The organism is Gallaecimonas aegicerasi (assembly GCF_045291545.1).
Classification (GTDB): domain Bacteria; phylum Pseudomonadota; class Gammaproteobacteria; order Enterobacterales; family Gallaecimonadaceae; genus Gallaecimonas.
Genome location: NZ_CP149514.1, coordinates 689,280 through 707,712 on the forward strand (window position 1 = coordinate 689,280; position 18,433 = coordinate 707,712).

19 protein-coding genes are annotated in these 18,433 nt (G+C 55.7%); 11 read left to right on the forward strand and 8 right to left on the reverse strand.

The features are described from left to right. Nucleotides 1-10: 10 nt before the first annotated feature. Nucleotides 11-2,110 carry a tetratricopeptide repeat protein gene (locus WDB70_RS03340; RefSeq protein ID WP_406666610.1) on the reverse strand — a complete coding sequence of 700 codons (2,100 nt, stop codon included), beginning with the start codon at nucleotides 2,108-2,110 and terminating at the stop codon, nucleotides 11-13. A 135-nt stretch (nucleotides 2,111-2,245) separates the two neighbouring features. Here WDB70_RS03340 and WDB70_RS03345 point away from each other — a divergent pair, with 135 nt between their 5' ends. Next, nucleotides 2,246-3,991, forward strand: coding sequence for a M61 family metallopeptidase (locus WDB70_RS03345; RefSeq protein ID WP_406666611.1), 1,746 nt, complete (start codon nucleotides 2,246-2,248; stop codon nucleotides 3,989-3,991). Between the two features lie 23 nt (nucleotides 3,992-4,014). Here the strand turns inward: WDB70_RS03345 and queF are convergent, their stop codons facing one another. Then, nucleotides 4,015-4,866, reverse strand: coding sequence for an NADPH-dependent 7-cyano-7-deazaguanine reductase QueF (queF, locus tag WDB70_RS03350; RefSeq protein ID WP_406666613.1), 852 nt, complete (start codon nucleotides 4,864-4,866; stop codon nucleotides 4,015-4,017). A gap of 54 nt (nucleotides 4,867-4,920) precedes the next feature. Here queF and syd point away from each other — a divergent pair, with 54 nt between their 5' ends. Further along, nucleotides 4,921-5,436 (forward strand): SecY-interacting protein, encoded by a 516-nt coding sequence (syd, locus tag WDB70_RS03355; protein WP_406666615.1) that lies wholly within the window; start codon nucleotides 4,921-4,923, stop codon nucleotides 5,434-5,436. On the opposite strand, the gene WDB70_RS03360 is transcribed toward syd, so the two are convergent. Continuing rightward, nucleotides 5,417-6,187, reverse strand: coding sequence for a Zn-ribbon-containing protein (locus WDB70_RS03360; protein WP_406666617.1), 771 nt, complete (start codon nucleotides 6,185-6,187; stop codon nucleotides 5,417-5,419). The genes syd and WDB70_RS03360 overlap by 20 nt on opposite strands. A gap of 114 nt (nucleotides 6,188-6,301) precedes the next feature. Here WDB70_RS03360 and WDB70_RS03365 point away from each other — a divergent pair, with 114 nt between their 5' ends. Continuing rightward, complete coding sequence (locus WDB70_RS03365) at nucleotides 6,302-6,634, forward strand: Mpo1-like protein (protein WP_406666619.1); 333 nt, start codon at nucleotides 6,302-6,304, stop codon at nucleotides 6,632-6,634. Between the two features lie 493 nt (nucleotides 6,635-7,127). Here WDB70_RS03365 and WDB70_RS03370 read toward each other — a convergent pair whose 3' ends face one another. Further along, the gene (locus WDB70_RS03370; RefSeq protein ID WP_406666621.1) at nucleotides 7,128-7,424 is read right to left on the reverse strand and encodes a DUF3301 domain-containing protein; all 297 of its coding nucleotides are present in this window, start codon (nucleotides 7,422-7,424) and stop codon (nucleotides 7,128-7,130) included. Then, nucleotides 7,417-8,346 carry a DUF3549 family protein gene (locus WDB70_RS03375; protein ID WP_406666623.1) on the reverse strand — a complete coding sequence of 310 codons (930 nt, stop codon included), beginning with the start codon at nucleotides 8,344-8,346 and terminating at the stop codon, nucleotides 7,417-7,419. The genes WDB70_RS03370 and WDB70_RS03375 overlap by 8 nt, the downstream gene beginning before the upstream one ends. An 82-nt stretch (nucleotides 8,347-8,428) precedes the next feature. Here WDB70_RS03375 and WDB70_RS03380 point away from each other — a divergent pair, with 82 nt between their 5' ends. From WDB70_RS03380 to WDB70_RS03390, 3 genes are read left to right on the forward strand one after another with little or no spacing between them, the layout of a single operon-like run. Beyond that, nucleotides 8,429-8,764 carry a YqcC family protein gene (locus WDB70_RS03380; RefSeq protein WP_406666625.1) on the forward strand — a complete coding sequence of 112 codons (336 nt, stop codon included), beginning with the start codon at nucleotides 8,429-8,431 and terminating at the stop codon, nucleotides 8,762-8,764. Further along, entirely contained in the window at nucleotides 8,761-9,525 is a 765-nt protein-coding gene (truC, locus tag WDB70_RS03385) for a tRNA pseudouridine(65) synthase TruC (RefSeq protein ID WP_406666627.1), read from the forward strand. Before WDB70_RS03380 ends, truC begins: the two co-directional genes overlap by 4 nt. Then, complete coding sequence (locus WDB70_RS03390) at nucleotides 9,522-9,977, forward strand: flavodoxin (RefSeq protein ID WP_406666629.1); 456 nt, start codon at nucleotides 9,522-9,524, stop codon at nucleotides 9,975-9,977. Before truC ends, WDB70_RS03390 begins: the two co-directional genes overlap by 4 nt. A 28-nt stretch (nucleotides 9,978-10,005) precedes the next feature. Here the strand turns inward: WDB70_RS03390 and dapD are convergent, their stop codons facing one another. From dapD to map, 3 genes are read right to left on the reverse strand one after another with little or no spacing between them, the layout of a single operon-like run. Beyond that, on the reverse strand, nucleotides 10,006-10,830 hold the full coding sequence (gene dapD / locus WDB70_RS03395; protein WP_406666631.1) for a 2,3,4,5-tetrahydropyridine-2,6-dicarboxylate N-succinyltransferase: 825 nt from the start codon (nucleotides 10,828-10,830) through the stop codon (nucleotides 10,006-10,008). Between the two features lie 3 nt (nucleotides 10,831-10,833). Further along, the gene (gene glnD, locus WDB70_RS03400) at nucleotides 10,834-13,434 is read right to left on the reverse strand and encodes a [protein-PII] uridylyltransferase (RefSeq protein WP_406666632.1); all 2,601 of its coding nucleotides are present in this window, start codon (nucleotides 13,432-13,434) and stop codon (nucleotides 10,834-10,836) included. 42 nt (nucleotides 13,435-13,476) lie between these two features. Next, nucleotides 13,477-14,268 carry a type I methionyl aminopeptidase gene (gene map / locus WDB70_RS03405; RefSeq protein WP_406666634.1) on the reverse strand — a complete coding sequence of 264 codons (792 nt, stop codon included), beginning with the start codon at nucleotides 14,266-14,268 and terminating at the stop codon, nucleotides 13,477-13,479. A 203-nt stretch (nucleotides 14,269-14,471) separates the two neighbouring features. On the opposite strand from map, the gene rpsB reads away from it, so the two are divergent. The 5 genes from rpsB (at nucleotide 14,472) to WDB70_RS03430 (ending at nucleotide 18,432) form a co-directional block, all read left to right on the forward strand. Continuing rightward, entirely contained in the window at nucleotides 14,472-15,194 is a 723-nt protein-coding gene (rpsB, locus tag WDB70_RS03410; RefSeq protein WP_406666636.1) for a 30S ribosomal protein S2, read from the forward strand. 99 nt (nucleotides 15,195-15,293) lie between these two features. Next, nucleotides 15,294-16,172 carry a translation elongation factor Ts gene (gene tsf, locus WDB70_RS03415; protein ID WP_406666638.1) on the forward strand — a complete coding sequence of 293 codons (879 nt, stop codon included), beginning with the start codon at nucleotides 15,294-15,296 and terminating at the stop codon, nucleotides 16,170-16,172. 99 nt (nucleotides 16,173-16,271) lie between these two features. Continuing rightward, nucleotides 16,272-17,000 (forward strand): UMP kinase, encoded by a 729-nt coding sequence (gene pyrH / locus WDB70_RS03420; protein WP_406666640.1) that lies wholly within the window; start codon nucleotides 16,272-16,274, stop codon nucleotides 16,998-17,000. 20 nt (nucleotides 17,001-17,020) lie between these two features. After that, nucleotides 17,021-17,578, forward strand: coding sequence for a ribosome recycling factor (gene frr / locus WDB70_RS03425; protein WP_406666642.1), 558 nt, complete (start codon nucleotides 17,021-17,023; stop codon nucleotides 17,576-17,578). 80 nt (nucleotides 17,579-17,658) lie between these two features. Continuing rightward, nucleotides 17,659-18,432, forward strand: coding sequence for an isoprenyl transferase (locus tag WDB70_RS03430; RefSeq protein ID WP_406666644.1), 774 nt, complete (start codon nucleotides 17,659-17,661; stop codon nucleotides 18,430-18,432). Nucleotide 18,433 lies beyond the last annotated feature (1 nt).

An 18,433-nucleotide genomic window follows, 5' to 3' on the forward strand; every position in this document is an offset into this window, starting at 1 on the left:
TATGGCCATTCTATCCTGAATTTGTTGACAAGTGCAGTCTGTCCAGTCGCTGCATCAGAGCCGGGTATTGGTAGCCGACGAGCTTGAAAGTGCCGTTACGTAACGCCTCACAGAGGTTACTGCGCAGTGGCGGGGCCAGTGTCGATGGCAATGAACAGCTTTGCCCCAGCAGCCAAACATCCTCATAAGGCGTTTCTTGCAAGCTGATGTCGAGCCCGAGCAATAGGGTTTCGAGTAACGTCTGGGTGTTACCTACCCGGGGGTGAAAGGGGAGTTGCGGTAGCAAAGTGGCAGAAAAAACCAGCTGCTCGGCGTTAATGGCCGTGCCCTCGGTAGCTTGGGCAATGTTTTTACGCAGGCGATTGATAAACGCCCGTTCTTTACCGCTGGCGGGGCTGGGCAACACCATCAGCAGGTATTCTCGGGACGGCTGCGCCAACAGTTTCACTTCCGGCAAGGTGCTGTGCAACTGTTGGCTAAAGCGCCGCAGGTGCTGGCGGCTGTTAGCAAATCCTTGCCGTTCATAAAGGTGCAAGGTGGCCGGTAGGTAGCACAATATTGCTGCCAGCGGTTGCGGATGCTGGGTGTGGCGGCTGCTCTCCTGATCATCACGCAGATCGTCGAGCAGGCTGTCGCAATGTTGCAAGAAACCGGTCATGTTCAGCGACGTTGATGCGGGGTCTTGCTGCAGTTGCTGCCGGCATTGCTGGAGTTGCTGCCGCAACTGGCGGTGCCACCACCAGATTAACCAGGCCGCCAGTGCCAACAACAGTAATATGGCGCCAAATAGCAGCAGCCACCACTGCCAACTGGGGGTGTTATTTGGCGCTGTTGGGGGCGCGGGTGGTGCTTTGATATTGACTGTAATATGGCTGGGCACCGCCGGGCTTTGCTTGAGGTCTATCAGTTGCTGAGCGTATTGCAGTGCCAGGTGGTCGTTATTACGCCGCTGATACAGGCGGATAATGTCCTTCAGGGCATTGACCAGCAAGGCCCGTTCCACTGTTGGGTTTTGCTGGGCGCCGGTGATGGTTTGTTGCAAGTGCTTGATAGCGGCTGCCAGTTGACCTTGCTCTTTGTCCAGCTGCGCCAACTGATAGTCAATGTGCGGCAGGTAAAGGTCACCGTGCAGCTTCTCGGTGGTAGCTCTGGCCTCGTTGAGGAATTTTCTGGCCCGTTCGGGTTGGTCCAGCACTCGATAGCTTTCCCCAATATCCTTCAATAGTTGTGCGGCCCGTAGCGGCTGGTGATTGCGGTTGAGAATGTCCAGGGCATTATAAAACTGAATGATGGCCAGCTGTGGCTTGCCGCGGCTGAGCATCAGCTCCCCCAGATTTTTAAAAGCTTCAGCCATCAAATCGTCAGCGCCGGTACTGTCAAACAGTGACAGGGCGTCCATTAGCATCTGCTCGGCTTTATCATTCTGGCCTAATGTGCGGTAGATGGTGGCCTGGCGGTTCAGCGCCATGCCCTGATGTCGCTTGTCGCCATCCTGACGGGCACTGAGTTCTGTTTCTTTGAGTAATTTCAGGGCTTCGGCGTAATGGTTTTGACGCCGTGCCAAAGCGGCTTTGAGCAGTTTGATGTCCAGCAAAATATCGTTACGGGAACTGAGGCGGGCAAAACGGGTGCTGTCGGTGATCAGTGTCTGAGTCTGGCTCAGCTTACCGGCAATGGCATAGTCATAGGCTGCAAACTTGGTGATCTCGGCACAGTAGTTGTAAGCCAGTAACTGACTAAAGGGCCGGCAGTAGCTCATGGCTTCTTCCAGTAACGGTAAAGCGCCGGCAATATTGTTGGCGTAGTTATCTTCAACCACTGCCCGTAAAAAGGCCCAGTCGGCTTTTTGCAGCGGCTCACTGATCCCGTCAGCGCTCTTTTTCAGTTGCTGCATGTACTGCTGCATTTGGTCAGGGGAAACGCGGGAAAAATACAGTGCCCAGCCTTTGAGCAGTTTGGCCTGAAACTGTAGCCCCGAAGCTGTGGGGTTATTGAGTACCTGTTGTGCCAGTTGCAGTGCCTGCTGTGGGTGCTGATCAACACGAAAACGGGCTCGTTGCAGATCATCGGCGCTGACGTTAGCCAGCGCTGGCAGAGCCAGCAGCCACAAGCCAATCCCGCACCATAAGAAAGCTGTACTTTTTATCATTGTGTGCTGACAACCCGGCGAAGTTGCGTTGCTGAATGTTGCGATGCTGTTAACATGCCACCCTGACTTATGTAACAACTGACAGGATATTCGCCCATGGTCTTGAGGCTAGCATGTTTCATTCTTTTTCTGGCTTTTCCGGTCAGTGCCACCGTTTACTACGATGTCAGCGTCACCGACCCTGCACATCATCTGGCAAGGGTGACGCTGACGCAACAAAAGCCGGCTGGAACCATGGTGTTGCAACTGCCCACCTGGCGCACCGGGCGTTACCAGATCCTAAATCAGGCTGACAACCTGCGCCAGCTCAGCGCCACTTTGGACGGTAAAACGGTGGTACTGAGTAAAGTGGATAAAAGCCGCTGGCAGCTGGCAAGCAAGGCCGCTGGAAAGCTGGTGGTGACGTACCAGATTTATGGTAATGCCCTGGCTGAACGGCTCCTGCACATTGATGACAGTCATCTGTTTATGGATGCCAGTGGGGCTTTGATGTATAGCCCGGACAGCCGCCAGCAGCCGGTTGAAGTGCGGTTGCAGTTACCGTCCAACTGGAGAGCCTATTCCGGCATGCAGGCCGTTGCCGAGAATCATTTTCGGGCTGCCAACTATGATGTTTTGGTGGACTCCCCCATCGAAGCGGGCATCAACAGTGCCTATGACTTTCAGGTAGATGGCCGCCATTATCAACTGGTGATTTGGGGCGCAGGTAATTATGACGGCCAGCAGATGGCCCGTGATCTTGAAAAGATGGTGGTGGCCAGCCAGGCCATCTGGCAAGGCTACCCTTTCAAGCGATATGTGTTCATGCTGCATGCAACCAGTGGCGTTCGTGGTGCAACGGAGCACCTGAACTCCACCATCATCCAGCTGAGCCGCTACAGCTTTGCTCAGCGTGAGGGCTACTTGCAGTTTCTGGCCATCGCTGCGCATGAATTTGTACACACTTGGAACGTTAAGGCGTACCGGCCTAAAGGCCTGGTGCCTTATAACTATCAGCAGGAAAATTACAGTGATTTGCTTTGGCTGGCGGAAGGCTCAACCAGTTACCTGGAAAACCAGCTGTTGTTGCGTGCCGGGCTTATCAGTACAGAGGAATTTTTTACGCAGCTAGGCAAGGCTATTACCGCCTTCAAACACAACCCGGGCCGTTTCAGCCAGTCGTTGGCTCAGGCCTCCTGGGACAACTGGATAGCCCAGGGCGGTGACTATGCGCACAATTTCAGTGTCAATATTTATGCCGAAGGTGAGCTGGTTTCCTGGTTGCTGGATGCCGACTTACTGAAAAGTACCCAGAACCGGGTGTCTTATCGGGATTTGCATCAACGCCTGTACCAGGCCCATCGGTTACCGGCGAGCTTTACTGATGCCACAGTGCTGGCAGAACTCAAAGCGCTATCCGGCAAGGACTACCAGGGGTTCTGGCGTCGTTGGGTGGTTTCAGCACCGGGGGATATTGATTTTACGGCGCTGCTCAATACCTTCGGGCTGACCCTTGAAGCCGAAGACAGCACCATTTATGCCGGCATGCAGGTCGATAGTGACGGTACTGTGCTGAGTGTCGATAAAAACAGCCCTGCCTGGCAGGCCGGGATCAGTGATGGCGATCAACTTGTGGCGCTGGCGGGCCTGAAACTCACCGCCGGTAGCCTAGAGGCGCGGTTAAAGGATTTTTCCGCCGGTGACACCCTGGCCGTGACCTTCTTTCGCCGGGATCAACTCACAACGGTAAAATTGACGTTAACCCAGCGGCCACAAGCCTATAAGGTGGTAGCGCAAAAAGCGCCGTCAGCGGAACAAAAAGCGGCTTTTAAAGCCTGGCTGGGGGTTGCGTTTCCCAATTAAAAAAGGCCCCGGATGGGGCCTTTTTATTGTCGCGGCAGGCGCGGGTTGGCCATGTTGACAGCTTCACTGGCCCGCCAGGGGTTAATATCCAGCCCCCCGCGACGGGTATAACGGGCATATACCAGCAAAAACTGCGGTTGCAGGCGTTGCCACAGGTCACTGTATATACGTTCCACACACTGTTCATGAAACTCGTTGTGCTGGCGAAAGCTGATGATGTAACGCAGCAGCTTCTCTCGATCGACCGCTGGGCCACGGTAGTGGATTTGTACAGAGCCCCAATCCGGCTGCGAGGTAATGAGGCAGTTGGACTTCAGCAGGTGGCTGACCAGTTTTTCTTCGCGCAGTGGGCCGGCGGCAACACCATCGAGCAGGTTGGCATCAAACTGATAATCCTCCACACTGATGTCCAGCTCATCAATGCACTCGCCTTCAAGCTGGCCCAGTGCCATGGCCGCGGTATCGTCAGGGCGATACAGGGTTACCCTGACCGGGGCGCCGGCGGTGGCAGATAAGTCGGCCTGCAACGTCGCAACGACCTGCTCTGAACTGGCAAAACGGCTCTGGTTGAAACTGTTGAGGTAGAGCTTGAAGGATTTCGATTCCACCAGATTGCTGCTACTGGCTGGCACCCGAAATTGGGCCAGGGCAACAACTGGCTTACCGCGTTCATTGAGCCAGGATAATTCATAGCCGTTCCAGATATCTTCACCGACAAACGGCAGCGGTTCACTGAGCCCCAGCGCGTCACGGTTCAGGCTGCGTGGCACGGCTTGCAACAGGCTCGGGGTATAGTGCTGCTGATAACGGGTTTTTTTACCCAGGGTCAGAGCCGCCAGTTCATCGGCGCCCTGATAAAGCGGGGTTTTTGGCATTGCGGTCGGCCTTGGCTAAACTGGGCGGTCATTGTATCGCAAGAGTCACTATTGATGGAGCACACCCTCGCTGCTTTTGAGCGCCTGCTGGCGCGTCTGCCGGACGATCATCCATGCTGGCATTACCAACCTGATCCAGACTGGCCATCCCCCTGTGAAGCCGCAGGGCGCTGGCAGCCAGTGCCACGCAACCCGGCGGGCGATTTCAGTAATGTCGAGCAGGCACTGGAGCTGACCTTGCATGACGACATCAAGCATTATTTTGGTCGCTATTTCATCGACAACCTGTCGGTACATCATTGCCGCGGGCCGGTGCAGTTGCTGGGTGCCTGGAATGACCAGGACTTTGCCCGGCTGCAGGAAAACATCATTGGCCATGTGTTGATGAAGCGGCGCCTGCAGCAACCGATCACGGTGTTTATTGCCTGCACGGACGATGACAGCCTGTTGATCAGTGTCGATAACACAACCGGGCAAGTGGTGCTGGAGCCGGTTGGGCAACCGGCTCGGGAGGTCCTGGCAGACAACCTGGCGGCTTTTCTGGACAGCCTTACTGAAAGTCCCAGCTGAGGTTCGAGACCAGCCGACAGTCATCACACTTAAAGTCGATAATGCCGTGTAACGACTCAGCCAGCCGCCATGGATGGCCACAGCCAGGACAGAGTCGTTGCTGCTCTGCCTCCAGGCTCTCTCCGCCGACGCGATACAAGTAGTAGTAAGTCGGGATCTGGCTGAGGTATTCCAGGCGCCGGGCAAAATCGCGGCCCCGCCGTGCCAGTGGGCTATCGGGCTGGCCGAGCTCGGCCAGGGCCGCGTGTTCGGCGCTGACCCCATTCATTTGTAGTTGATCGCAGGCCATCCAGTCATCCTGCCAGCGCAGCAGCAGCTTGTGGTCGCCATTGGCGAGCGCCGGTAGGCGGTAAAGGGGAATGGGGGCCAGGCTGTCACCACTTCGAAGGGGGCTGCAATTGTGTACAAACGTGGCATAAAGCAGCTGCCAACTGGGTGGCTCTGGGTCGGCGGTCGTATCAGAAAACAGATCGCGGCCCAGCAGCTTGATACGGGGCTGCGTCAGCCCCGCGCTACCCAGAGCTTTCATGGCGTGGCGGCCGGCCGGTGATAAATACTGATGCTGTAAGCTGTCCTGCTCCGGGCACACCACTCGAAGGTTAATACTGCCATCCTGTACCCAGGTGGGTAGCTCGCGGCCCAGTACCTGACCGTTATGGCGCCAGGCATTGAACAGCGCCATAACGGCTTGTTCCACCTGTTCAATGGGGCTGTCCTGATAAAGATCGAAAGTGATGTCGACCAAAAACATGAGACACTCTTGCTGAGTATGGGCGCGACATTATGACACAGCCAGAGTCAGAGGCTGCGCGCTGGCCTGTGGCTTAGGTTATGCTCAGGGTATCTTCAGCGTTGGAATGCCTCTATGTCGACAACACCCCCACGTTTTCGCCGCTTTCGTGACTTTTACCCCTATTACTTAGCAGAACATCGCCACCCCAGCTGCCGCTTGCTGCACTACCTGGGGTCGACATTGGTGCTGGTACTGTTACTGGTCGTCGTGATGAGTGGCAATGTGTCACTCCTGTGGGCCGTACCGGTGGTGGGTTATGGCGCGGCCTGGCTGGGGCACTTTTTGTTTGAACATAACCGGCCGGCGACTTTTCGTTACCCTTTTTACAGCTTGCTGGGCGACTGGGTAATGTATGGGCAGATGTTAATCAGACTGGCCAAACGCCTGTTCACTAAAGGGCGCTAGCTGCCCCTTGTTTTTACCCCGAAATGCCGTCAGTGAGGCAGAAAAAAGCACTGGCTGGTGTGCGAGAATGCTTACAAATAAGTAAGCCAATGGCGTGAATAGCGTACGGTATTTTCTACCTGTTTTTATTTTTATCTTAATTATCAATTATTTATTTTCTCTTAAAATGAACGTCGTGATAATGAAACGTTAATCTTGTGTTGTTTGCTGACTTGAGCAATCGCCATTTACTTGTACACTTGAGCTGTCGGTTGGATGCCGTGGCAGGATGCCTCAAGGATGATATTGCCAGGATGGCAAAGCTCAGGACGGGCAGGCTGGGCAGGATGCTAAGCCAAGCAGTTATGCTAAAAAAGGACACCGGCAGGACGCCGCAGAAGGAACGCTCCAGGATGGAGACGCATCATGGATGATGCAGGGAGCATATAGCGCAGGGAATCGACATCCAAGCCGCTCTCGCCGGGAAGGGTCAAACCTTCCCGGCTTCTCTTTTTTAGCTGCTGATTGTTTCGCGCATCACCGGCCACTGGCAATCCAGCAGCCGCCGGCCACGCATCACAAAGTGCGCCTGATAACGCTCACTGGGGCCCAGGCTGACATCCATGGTGTAATGGTGAACCAGGCCATGGCGCGTCAGTTGGCGGTGGCTTAAGGCCACGTCCAGTAACTGAATATCTCTGACCTTGCACAGCCGTTCGGCCATGGATCTGGCCCATTCTGCCTGCTGGCGAAAGCGCCAGAACACCAACACTACAAAGGCCAGCGCCAGCAGGCTTAATATATCAGCCAATCAAGCCTCCCATCGCCTTCGCCAGGATCGCCGAACGTTCCGGGTCACGCAGTTTGGCCAATAGCGCTGGGCGCAGCTGTGGGAGCATCACCAGATCTGCGAACAGGTCGTTAAAGTACTGTCCCTGCTCAACGGTGGCGGCCTGCGTCAGATAGTCTGTCAGGCGTTGTGGTTCAGCCAGGGTGTCAAACAGCCGCCCGGCAATAACGGCCAGGGTATTGATATCTACCGCTGCACTTAGCAGCCTATCGGTCGCCTCTGTGGCATGGGTGCTGCGTGCCAGCGCCCTGGCCAGCACTAACGGTGCCTCGTCAAAGCGAACCCAGAGGGCGTCGGCCAGCGATTTGGCAATGGTCAGGTTTTCCAGTTGCCCGGCCAGAGCCTGGAGCACTGGTAACGGAGCTTTTGCAACCATGGCGATGAAGGCCTCGGTGTGTCGGTCGCGTACCGCCAAATCGGCCAGCCCCTGTAGTCCCAGACGCTGCCAGTCCTGATGCTGGCCTTGCGCGAAAGCGGCTGCTTGCTCGTAATATAAAGACGCCGGCTCACCAAGAAATAACCGGGCCTGGCTATGAAACGCAGCCCGTTTCTCATCACTGGGGGTAAAGGTGTAAGGGTTATCCGGTAGTGCATCCCGGCCTTCCTGCATGGCAGTTAGCACCTGTGCCATAAATTGTGCGGCATGGCCCTGATTTATTAGCCCCTGCTCATCCAGCCCCAACTTAACGAACCAGACATAGGGCTGTTGCTGCCAAAACAAAATCCCCAGCCAGGCCTGCTGTTGCAGAGGGTAGGGATAGGGCCGCTGGCCACCGGCGATGGCGGCAAAATCAGCCAGCGGCGTGACCCGGCGGCCCATGTCATAGACCTGATAACGGGCACCACCGGCGCTGAGAAAGTCGGCGAGATGGGTTATTTCCATGGCGCTGTCTCGTCGCTAAAAAAGGGCATTATAGGGGGAGGCGCTTTGCTATCCTAGGCGCCATTTGGGAAATGGAGGGGCTATGTCTTCACAGCAGCAACGGGTATTGGACTTACTGGCGGTCATTGAAATGGAAATGCGGCTGCATGGTCTCTGGTCGGCGCAGCACCCTGGTGACGAAGCGCTGGCCAGTACGCAGCCATTTGCCGTTGATACTTTGGATTTTGAACAGTGGGTGCAGTTTATTTATCTGCCCCGGTTAAAGGTCATGGCTAACGTCGGGCAGTTACCTGACAACGTCTGTGTCTGCCCCATGGCAGAAGAATCCTGGCGCCCCCATGGCGACAAATTGCAGGTGCTGATTGAGCGGATTGCCGATCTGGATGAGGCGCTCTCTGGTAAGCGGGTCCGTGAATGAACCTGCCGGTTCTCTATCAGGATCAACATCTGGTCATCATTGATAAGCCTGCGGGCATGCTGGTTCATCGCTCGAAGATAGCAGCTGGTGAGAGGGTGTTCGCCATGCAGACACTGCGTGACCAACTGGGCCAGCATGTTTTTCCTGTGCATCGTTTGGATCGGCCTACTTCCGGGTTGTTGCTGTTTGCACTGAGCGCGGAAGTGGCCCGGGCGTTAACCACCCAATTTACCAGCCGGCAGGTGCAAAAAAGCTATCTGACCCTGGTACGAGGCTGGGTGCGCGAAGCGGCAACCCTGGATTACCCTTTGCAAGAAGAGCATGACCCTATTTTGGGTAAAGCGACTGCCGACAAAGCCGCGCAAACAGCGGTTACCGCTTATGCGCCGTTGGCGCAGGTGGAGCTGCCACTGCCGGTGGGCCGTTATCCAACGGCGCGCTATTCGCTGCTGGCGTGCGCTCCGCATACAGGCCGACGCCATCAGCTGCGGCGGCACTTTCATCATCTCAGCCACCCCATAATTGGTGACACTACCCATGGCGATGGCCGCCATAACCGGCTGTTTCGTCACCAGTTAGGATTTGACGACTTGGCGCTGCGGGCCTGGCGCCTGTGCTTTCACCACCCCGTTAGTGGCCAGATACTGGACATTGAGGCGCCGTTACCGGCAAGCTGGGAAGCCTTGTTTGTACGCTTTGGCTGGCAGTCCCAGCAACTGCTGGCCGAGGCTGAGAAATGGCATCACCAGGAGCATGCATGAAGAAGATTAACGTGGTGGTTGGTTCAGTTTATGGCGCGGCAGAGCAACTGGCCGAAGAACTTGCCAGCCGTATCAAGCAACGAGGTCTGGAAGCCCGGCAGATTGTACCGGCCAATCTGGACGAAGCCTTGGCTGTGCGCCCTGAGGCATTGCTGGTCATTACCTCAACAACCGGTCAGGGAGATATTCCGGACAATCTTCTGCCCTTTTTTCAGGAACTCAAGGAACGTTTTCCGTTACTGGAAGGGTTGCCGGTGGGCATCATTTGTTTGGGTGACAGCAGCTATGGTGACACCTACTGTGGTGCTGGCCGCCAGTTTGAAACGATGTTTGAAGAGCTGGGAGCCAGTTTTAATGAACCGATGCTGCGCATCGATGCCTGTGAAACGTTTGAGCCGCTGGATGAGGCAGTGCCATGGCTGGAGCGCTGGCTGACGGCCATTGGTGCCTAAATAACAAAGGGGCCAGCTGGCCCCTTTGTTAATCGACGGCGCGCAGCAGGGCATTTATACCCACTTTAGCGCGGGTCTGTGCATCCACTTTCTTAACGATGATGGCTGCGTAGAGGCTATGGGAGCCGTCCTTGGCAGGCAAGGTGCCAGCCACCACCACAGAACCGGCCGGTACCCGGCCATAATGGATCTCACCGGTTTCACGGTCATAAATGCGGGTGCTCTGACCGATATAAACCCCCATGGAAATCACGGAACCTTCCTCGACGATCACTCCTTCAACAATCTCCGAGCGAGCACCGATAAAACAGTGGTCTTCAATGATGGTGGGGTTGGCCTGCAAGGGTTCCAGTACACCGCCGATACCAACGCCACCAGACAGGTGAACATGCTTGCCGATCTGTGCGCAGCTGCCGACCGTGGCCCAGGTATCAACCATTGTACCTTCATCAACATAAGCGCCGAGGTTGACATAAGAGGGCATCAGCACGGTGTTTTTACCTACAAAACTACCCTTGCGTACAGTTGCCGGTGGTACCACCCGGACACCATCGCGGCGAAAATCCGCATCGCTGTAGTCAGCATACTTCAGCGGTACTTTGTCGAAGTAACGGGTACTGGACTCGTGCATGACTTCATTATCGTGAATACGAAAATACAGCAGCACGGCTTTTTTCACCCATTGATGTACCACCCACTCGCCGGCCTGCTTTTCCGCTACCCGCAGGTGGCCGTTATCCAGCTCAGCAATGACGGTTTCAATGGCTGCTTTGACGTCAGCACTGACGGTGCTGGGGCTGATGTTGTCGCGGTTATCAAAGGCCGCTTCGATGGTGTGTTGCAATGTGCTCATCTGTTACTCCGTAGCAGCGGGGGAGGGGCGATTATGGCCGCTGCGATCCAGTGCGTCTACCAGCGCCTGACGCAGCTGTTGTTGCTGGTCATCACTGAGGGCGTGGCCATCGTTGGCGGTCAGAATGAAAAAGTCTTCTGCCCGCTCGCCAATGGTGGTGATCTTGGCGGCTTTTAACGATATCGCCAGTTCGGCGAAAACCTGCCCCACCTGCGCCAATAACCCGGGCTGATCCAGGGCCACAAACTCGGCCAGGGTCCATTGCCGGCTCGAGGGTAAAAAGGTGACTTCGGTTGGCACCTTAAAAGGCTTTAGCTGGCGCGGCAGCGGCCGCTGTACCGGTTTGGGATATTTTCCGTAAGCCAGCGCTTTTTCCAGCGCCCGGCGAATGCTCTGTACCCGTGACGGACTGACGACCGGGCCGCCGTCACGCTCAACAACCACCAGTGAATCCAAGGCCCAGCCGTCTTTGCTGGTCATCACTTGGGCATCGTGAATGGACAGGTTCTTGGCATCGAGAATACTGGCAATACAGGCAAATACCTGGGCCCGGTCACGGGTGTAAATAAACAGCTCAGTGCCGCCCCGGGTGGTGTATTTGGACAGCTTTACCAGTGGTGTTTGCTTGTTTTGATGCTTAATGATGGCTTCAGCATGCCAGGCGATTTGTTCCGGGCTGTGACGCAGAAAATAATCCACCCGAAAACGCCGCCACAAGGTGCGGATAGCACTGTGGCTGATAGCACGGCGGGCCAGTAGTTTGCTGGCCGCCGTTTTGGCGTTGCGAATGGCTGGGCGAATATCCACCGGCTTTTCCAGCCCTCGGCGCAGGGCTTTTTGCGCGGCGTAATAAAGCTCGCGCAGCAAGGTGCCTTTCCAGTCGTTCCAGAGCTTGTCGTTGGTGGCGCGAATATCGGCGACGGTCAGGCAGTAAAGATAATCCAGGTGAGTTTCGTCGCGGACCAGGGTGGCAAAGTGACGGATCACCTCCGGATCGGAAATATCCCGGCGCTGGGCGGTCACGGACATCACCAGATGGTGCTCTACCAGCCAGGCCACCAATCGGGTTTCCGGATCATCCAGGCCATGGAGCTTGCCAAACGCCATGGCTTCGGCTGCGCCCAGCTCGGAGTGGTCACCACCACGGCCTTTGGCGATATCGTGAAACAGGGCCGCCAAGTATAGCAATTCCGGCTTACGCATTTTACGCACCAGCGTACTGGCCAGCGGAAATTCTTCGGCCCGGCGCGTTTGTGAGAAACGATAGGCGTTACGCACTACCCGGTAGGTGTGTTCATCAACGGTGTAGGCATGGAACAGATCAAACTGCATTTGCCCGACGATGTGCTGCCAGGCGGGCAGGTAGGCGGCCATGATGCCGTGCTGGTGCATCAGCTGAAAAGGCCGGCCCATGCCGCGCTTATGGCGGATCAGGGTTACAAAGTGCTGGCGGCACAGCGGATCCTGGCATAAGGGTTCGGTCAGGGTGCGTCGTGCTGCCCGCAAGGCCCGCAAGGTACTGGCGCCGATACCGGTCAGGTTGGAGTCCCGGGCCATGTGTAAAAACAGCACCAGCAATAACGGTTTCTGGGTTTTCAGCTGCTCCGAGTGGGTGCAAAACAGTAGATTGCCACGCGACTCAAAATACGGATCTAGGCGGCGGCTCGGTGGCTGTACGACGGGGCTGATCTCCTCGGCCAGCACCTGCAACAAGATGGAGTTGAGTTCAATAACCCGGCGCAGGGTTTGATACAGCTGCTGCATCATGGTCTCAACGCCCTGGCGCCCTTCACCAAAGCCCAGTTGCCGGGCGACTTCCGGTTGGAGGTCAAATAACAAGCGTTCTTCACTGCGCCCGGCAGCCAGGTGCAGGGCAAAGCGCAATCGCCAGAGAAAATCGCGGCACAGGATCAGTTCATCCAGTTCATCCTGCTCCAACCAGCCTTGCTCGGCCAGTGCCGGTAAATCCTGCCGGTTGAGGTGGCGCAGCAGCACCCAGACGACCGTTTGAATATCACGCAAACCACCGGGGTTACTCTTGAGATTGGGCTCCAGGTTGTAAGAGGTTGAATCAAAGCGGCGGTGGCGCTGGTGCTGCTCCTCAACCTTGGCTTCAAAAAAGGCGGCAGTAGGCCAGCAGTGAGCGGGGGACAAGCCGCGCTTTAGCGCTGCAAAGAGCGTTTTGGGGCCACTGAGCAGACGCGCTTCGAGCAGGTTGGTGGCTATGGTGATGTCGTCTTCGGCGCGTTGTAGGCAATCATCCAGTGTGCGGGTGGCATGGCCGACATCAAGGCGGGCGTCCCATAAGTCGGTAATAAACTGACTGACACTGTCCTGTTGGGCCGGCGTCAGCTCGTGGTCGGCCAAAATCAGCAAGTCGATATCGGAATAGGGGTGCAGTTCACCGCGGCCATAGCCTCCCACGGCAATTAATGCCAGCTGGTCGGCCAGCCCCAGTTGTTGCCAGCGGGCAACCAGCAGGCGATCCAAGACCGCCGCGCGTTCGTGGATCAGGGCAATAACATCCGCTTGCGGGCTGAGCCGGGCCTTGAGACTGTCGGTATGGGCGGTTAGTTGCTGGCGTAGGCTTTGCGCCGCGTTCATGCTGACTCCATTAAAAAAGCCCCTCATCGAGGGGCTCATTATTTAGTGGCTGATCACCCGGGGCAGGTCGCTTTCCTCCTGCCGCAGCGTCAGTACCTCAACGCCATCATCGGTAACCAGCAGCGTATGCTCCCACTGTGCTGACAGGCTACGGTCCTTGGTGACCACAGTCCAGTCATCTTTAAGCACTTTACAATGATATTTACCCACATTCACCATGGGTTCGATGGTCAGGCACATACCGGCTTCGAGCGCCATGCCGGTGCCTTTTTTGCCATAGTGCAGCACCTGTGGTTCCTCATGAAACTCCGCGCCGATGCCGTGGCCGCAGTAATCGCGTACTACTGAATAGTTATGTGCCTCAACGTGCTGTTGGATGGCATGGCCGATATCACCCAGCTGGACACCGGGGCGCACCATTTTGATGCCGATATACAGGGCTTCTTGTGCTACCCGGCTAACCCGCTCCGCCTGAATGGACGGCTTACCGATGAAAAACATCTTCGAAGTGTCGCCGTGGTAGCCGTCTTTGATGACGGTGATATCGATATTGATGATATCGCCGTCCTTGAGTGTTTTATCTTCAGACGGAATACCGTGGCAGACCACGTGGTTGACTGATGTGCAGATAGACTTAGGGAAACCATGATAGTTCAGCGGTGCCGGCACAGCGCCTTGCTCATTGACAATATAGTCATGCGCAATACGGTCCAGTTGCTCGGTAGTGACCCCCGCTTTGACGTGAGGTGTGAGCATCTCCAGTACGTCGGCGGCCAGCTTGCCGGCGACGCGCATCTTTTCGATTTCTTCCGGGGTCTTTATTTTGGCATTCATTAAAGGCTCTTTTTTGCACGTTAAAAAGCCGTGCGATCTTGGTTTCAGGCAGGGCTTTATGGTATAAAGCGCGCCGGCAATTTACAAACGGATTGCCGATTAACCTTAAACCCACACACGGGTCGACACATGCGCCGGGGTGCCCTCAAGGGTCGGATGCATGGGGCTCGTGGAGGCCTAACCCCATTATTGGAGACAAACTAATGTCCAACGTTACCATGCGCGACATGCTGCAAGCCGGTGTTCACTTCGGTCACCAAACCCGTTTCTGGAACCCCAAGATGAAGCCTTTCGTCTTCGGTTCTCGTAACAAAGTGCACATTATCAACCTCGAAAAGACACTGCCGATGTTCAACGACGCGTTGAACTACCTGTCTTCCGTGGCGGGTAAAAAAGGCAAAATCCTGTTTGTAGGCACCAAGCGCGCTGCCGGCGAAGCGGTTAAAGAAGCAGCTCAAAGCTGCGGCCAGTTCTATGTTAACCATCGCTGGTTGGGTGGCATGCTGACTAACTGGAAAACCGTTCGTCAGTCCATCAAACGCCTGAAAGATCTGGAAGCCCAATCCCAGGACGGTACTTTCGACAAGCTGACCAAGAAAGAAGCGCTGGATTTGACCCGCGAAATGGAAAAGCTGGAGAAGTCCCTGGGCGGTATCAAAGATATGGGCGGCCTGCCTGACGTACTGTTCGTTATCGACGCCGACCACGAGCACATCGCTATCAAGGAAGCCAACAACCTGGGTATCCCGGTTGTATCCATTGTTGATACCAACTCTAACCCGGATGGCGTTGATTACGTGATCCCGGGCAACGATGACGCTATCCGCGCAATCCAGCTGTACGTCACTGCGGTTGCTGCTGCCATCAACGACGCCAAAGGTGCCGCACCGGTAACCGAAGGCGAGTTCGTGGAAGCCGCCGAATAAGGTTGCGCTATCGCCCTTGATTGACCATCGAGGATGGATTGGTTAACAGGGGCCCCAACAGGCCCCTGTTTTTTGGCAAGTAACACCGAGGAATTTCACATGGCAATTACTGCTGCCCTGGTAAAAGAACTGCGCGAGCGCACTGGCGCTGGCATGATGGATTGTAAAAAAGCACTGACCGAAGTGAACGGCGACATCGAAGCGGCTATCGAGCTGATGCGCAAAAACGGTCAGGCGAAAGCGGCTAAGAAAGCTGGCCGTATCGCTGCTGATGGCACCATTGTTATCGCTACTAGCGGTAACAAAGCGGCCATTTTGGAAATGAACTGCGAAACCGACTTTGTAGCCAAGGACGATTCCTTCCTGGCGCTGGCTAACGCTGCTGCTGAAGCTGCGCTGGCTAACAACATCAATGACATCGAAACACTGGCTGCTACCGAAGTGAACGGTGAAACCCTGGATACTACCCGTGCCAACCTGATCGCCAAGATCGGTGAAAACATGACTTTCCGTCGTGTTACTGTGGTCGAAGGTGACAACCTGGGTGCCTACAAGCACGGCAGCCGTATCGGTGTGCTGGTCAACCTGGTTGGTGGCAATGATGAACTGGCGAAAGATGTTGCCATGCACGTTGCAGCTTCTAAGCCGGAGTTTGTTAAGCCGGAAGACGTATCTGCCGAAGTGGTAGAAAAAGAGCGTCAAATCCAGATCGACATCGCCATGCAATCTGGCAAGCCGCAAGAAATTGCTGAGAAAATGGTTGAAGGTCGGATGAAGAAATTCACCGGCGAGATCTCCCTGACTGGCCAGCCTTTTGTTAAAGATCCTTCCCAGTCTGTAGGCGACCTGCTCAAAGCCGGTGGCGCTGACGTGACTGCATTTATCCGCTTTGAAGTGGGTGAAGGCATCGAGAAAGAAGAAGTCGACTTCGCGACTGAGGTGGCTCAGCAAGCCGCCGCCGCTGCTGCCAAGCAGTAAAATCGATGACGAGGCCGGCTTGCCGGCCTCCTTTTTATCTTGGCCGCAGCCGGCATGCCGGGCTGCGGTCTGTTTGTGTCTGCAAGGTGAGAATGGATCATGAGCACCCCAAAACCCCAATATCGTCGTATTCTGCTCAAGCTCTCCGGTGAAGCCCTGATGGGTAATGAAGGTTTCGGTATCGACCCGAAAGTCCTCGACCGGATGGCCACCGAAATCAAGGAGCTCATTGAGATGGGCGTGCAGGTTGGCCTGGTGATCGGCGGTGGTAACCTGTTCCGGGGCGAAGGCCTGGCCAAAGCAGGCATGAACCGCGTGGTTGGTGATCATATGGGGATGCTGGCTACGGTGATGAACGGTCTGGCCATGCGCGACGCGCTGCACCGCGCCAATATCAACGCGCGGCTGATGTCGGCGATTGACTTGCAGGGTATCTGCGACAGCTATAACTGGGCGGAAGCCATCAGCCTGCTGCGTGCCGGCAAAGTGGTGATTTTCTCTGCAGGTACCGGCAACCCGTTTTTCACTACCGATTCTGCAGCCTGTCTGCGGGGCATTGAAATCGAAGCAGACTGTGTGCTCAAAGCCACTAAAGTCGACGGCGTTTATTCTGCTGATCCGGTGAAACATCCGGACGCCGTGAAATATGATAATCTCAGCTACGCCGATGTGCTGGAGCAGGAACTGAAGGTCATGGATCTGGCAGCCTTCACCCTGGCTCGCGATCACAGCATGCCCATCCGCGTATTCAATATGAACAAACCCGGCGCCTTGAAGGCGGTGGCTATGGGGGCCCCGGAAGGGACCCTGATCACTCATCAAGGCTGAGTAAACGAGGACATCAATCCGTGATTAACGAGATCAAAGCCGACGCCAAAGCGCGTATGGAAAAAAGCCTGGAAGCGACCAAAAACCAAATGGCCAAGGTCCGCACTGGCCGTGCCCACCCAAGCCTGCTGGACACCATCCGGGTTGATTACTATGGTGCTGCCACCCCCCTGAATCAGATAGCCAACGTTACGGCTGAAGATGCCCGTACCCTGGCTCTGACGGTGTTCGACAAGTCCATGATCCAGGCGGTGGAAAAAGCCATCATGAGCTCGGATCTGGGTCTGAACCCGGCCAGTGCCGGCACCACTATTCGCATCCCTTTGCCGCCGCTGACCGAAGAGCGTCGTAAGGATCTGGTCAAGTTGGTACGTGCAGAAGCGGAACATGGCCGTGTGGCGATTCGTAACGTGCGCCGTGACGCCAACAACGACATCAAAGCACTGCTTAAAGACAAGGAAATTTCCGAAGACGACGAACGTCGTGCGCAGGATGATATCCAGAAACTGACCGACAGTTTTGTGAAGCAGGTCGATGATGTTCTGACGGCGAAAGAATCCGAGTTAATGGAATTCTAAGGTTCAATCGGGTAAGGTTTTGACGCCGCATAGCGCTGCTGTGCGGCGTTGCTTATTTTTGGACCAAGGTAGTGTAATTCATGTCCCAGACGCCTGTTCCCGAGGCTTTGCTGTCCCAGTCCCGACCGCGCCATATCGCCATTATTATGGATGGCAACGGCCGCTGGGCCGAACAACGTGGCAAAGCCCGGATCATGGGTCACAAGCAGGGTGTCGAAGCGGTACGCGAAACCGTACGTTGCGCCAGCCAGCTAGGGGTAGAGGCACTGACCTTGTTCGCCTTTTCTTCTGAAAACTGGCGGCGCCCGGAAGAAGAAGTCAAATTCCTGATGGAACTGTTTTTCCTGGTACTGGGCCGGGAAGTGCGAAAGCTTCATAAAAACAATATCAAGCTCAATATTATCGGCGACTGCTCGGCTTTTTCTGAACGGTTAAAGAAGAAAATTGACGAGGCGCAGGCGCTTACTGCTAACAATACCGGCCTGGTGCTCAATGTGGCAGCCAATTACGGCGGCCGTTGGGATCTGACCGAGGCGGCCCGGCGCTTGGCCGAGCGGGTAGCCGCCGGGACTTTACAGGCTGAGGCGATCACTGAGCAGACGCTGGCCGATGAGCTTTGTCTGGCAACCCAGGCCCCGGTGGATTTGATGATCCGTACCGGTGGTGACCATCGCATTTCCAACTTTTTGCTTTGGCAGCTGGCTTATGCTGAGCTGGTGTTTACCGACACACTCTGGCCGGATTTTGACGAGCAGGCGTTGACCGACGCCGTTGCTGCTTTTGTCTGCCGCGAACGCCGTTTTGGTTGCACCGGTGCCCAGGTTCGGGCCTGGTTGCAGCAACAACAAGGATAAT

Coding starts and splice junctions, on each gene's coding strand:
- WDB70_RS03375 (WP_406666623.1), bottom strand. CDS start 8,346: ATGGAAATAACCCATCTCGCCGACTTTCTCAGCGCCGGTGGTGCCCGT.
- WDB70_RS03390 (WP_406666629.1), top strand. CDS start 9,522: ATGAAGAAGATTAACGTGGTGGTTGGTTCAGTTTATGGCGCGGCAGAG.
- queF (WP_406666613.1), bottom strand. CDS start 4,866: ATGCCAAAAACCCCGCTTTATCAGGGCGCCGATGAACTGGCGGCTCTG.
- WDB70_RS03430 (WP_406666644.1), top strand. CDS start 17,659: ATGTCCCAGACGCCTGTTCCCGAGGCTTTGCTGTCCCAGTCCCGACCG.
- rpsB (WP_406666636.1), top strand. CDS start 14,472: ATGTCCAACGTTACCATGCGCGACATGCTGCAAGCCGGTGTTCACTTC.
- glnD (WP_406666632.1), bottom strand. CDS start 13,434: ATGAACGCGGCGCAAAGCCTACGCCAGCAACTAACCGCCCATACCGAC.
- truC (WP_406666627.1), top strand. CDS start 8,761: ATGAACCTGCCGGTTCTCTATCAGGATCAACATCTGGTCATCATTGAT.
- WDB70_RS03365 (WP_406666619.1), top strand. CDS start 6,302: ATGTCGACAACACCCCCACGTTTTCGCCGCTTTCGTGACTTTTACCCC.
- tsf (WP_406666638.1), top strand. CDS start 15,294: ATGGCAATTACTGCTGCCCTGGTAAAAGAACTGCGCGAGCGCACTGGC.
- syd (WP_406666615.1), top strand. CDS start 4,921: ATGGAGCACACCCTCGCTGCTTTTGAGCGCCTGCTGGCGCGTCTGCCG.
- map (WP_406666634.1), bottom strand. CDS start 14,268: ATGAATGCCAAAATAAAGACCCCGGAAGAAATCGAAAAGATGCGCGTC.
- pyrH (WP_406666640.1), top strand. CDS start 16,272: ATGAGCACCCCAAAACCCCAATATCGTCGTATTCTGCTCAAGCTCTCC.
- WDB70_RS03380 (WP_406666625.1), top strand. CDS start 8,429: ATGTCTTCACAGCAGCAACGGGTATTGGACTTACTGGCGGTCATTGAA.
- WDB70_RS03345 (WP_406666611.1), top strand. CDS start 2,246: ATGGTCTTGAGGCTAGCATGTTTCATTCTTTTTCTGGCTTTTCCGGTC.
- WDB70_RS03360 (WP_406666617.1), bottom strand. CDS start 6,187: ATGTTTTTGGTCGACATCACTTTCGATCTTTATCAGGACAGCCCCATT.
- dapD (WP_406666631.1), bottom strand. CDS start 10,830: ATGAGCACATTGCAACACACCATCGAAGCGGCCTTTGATAACCGCGAC.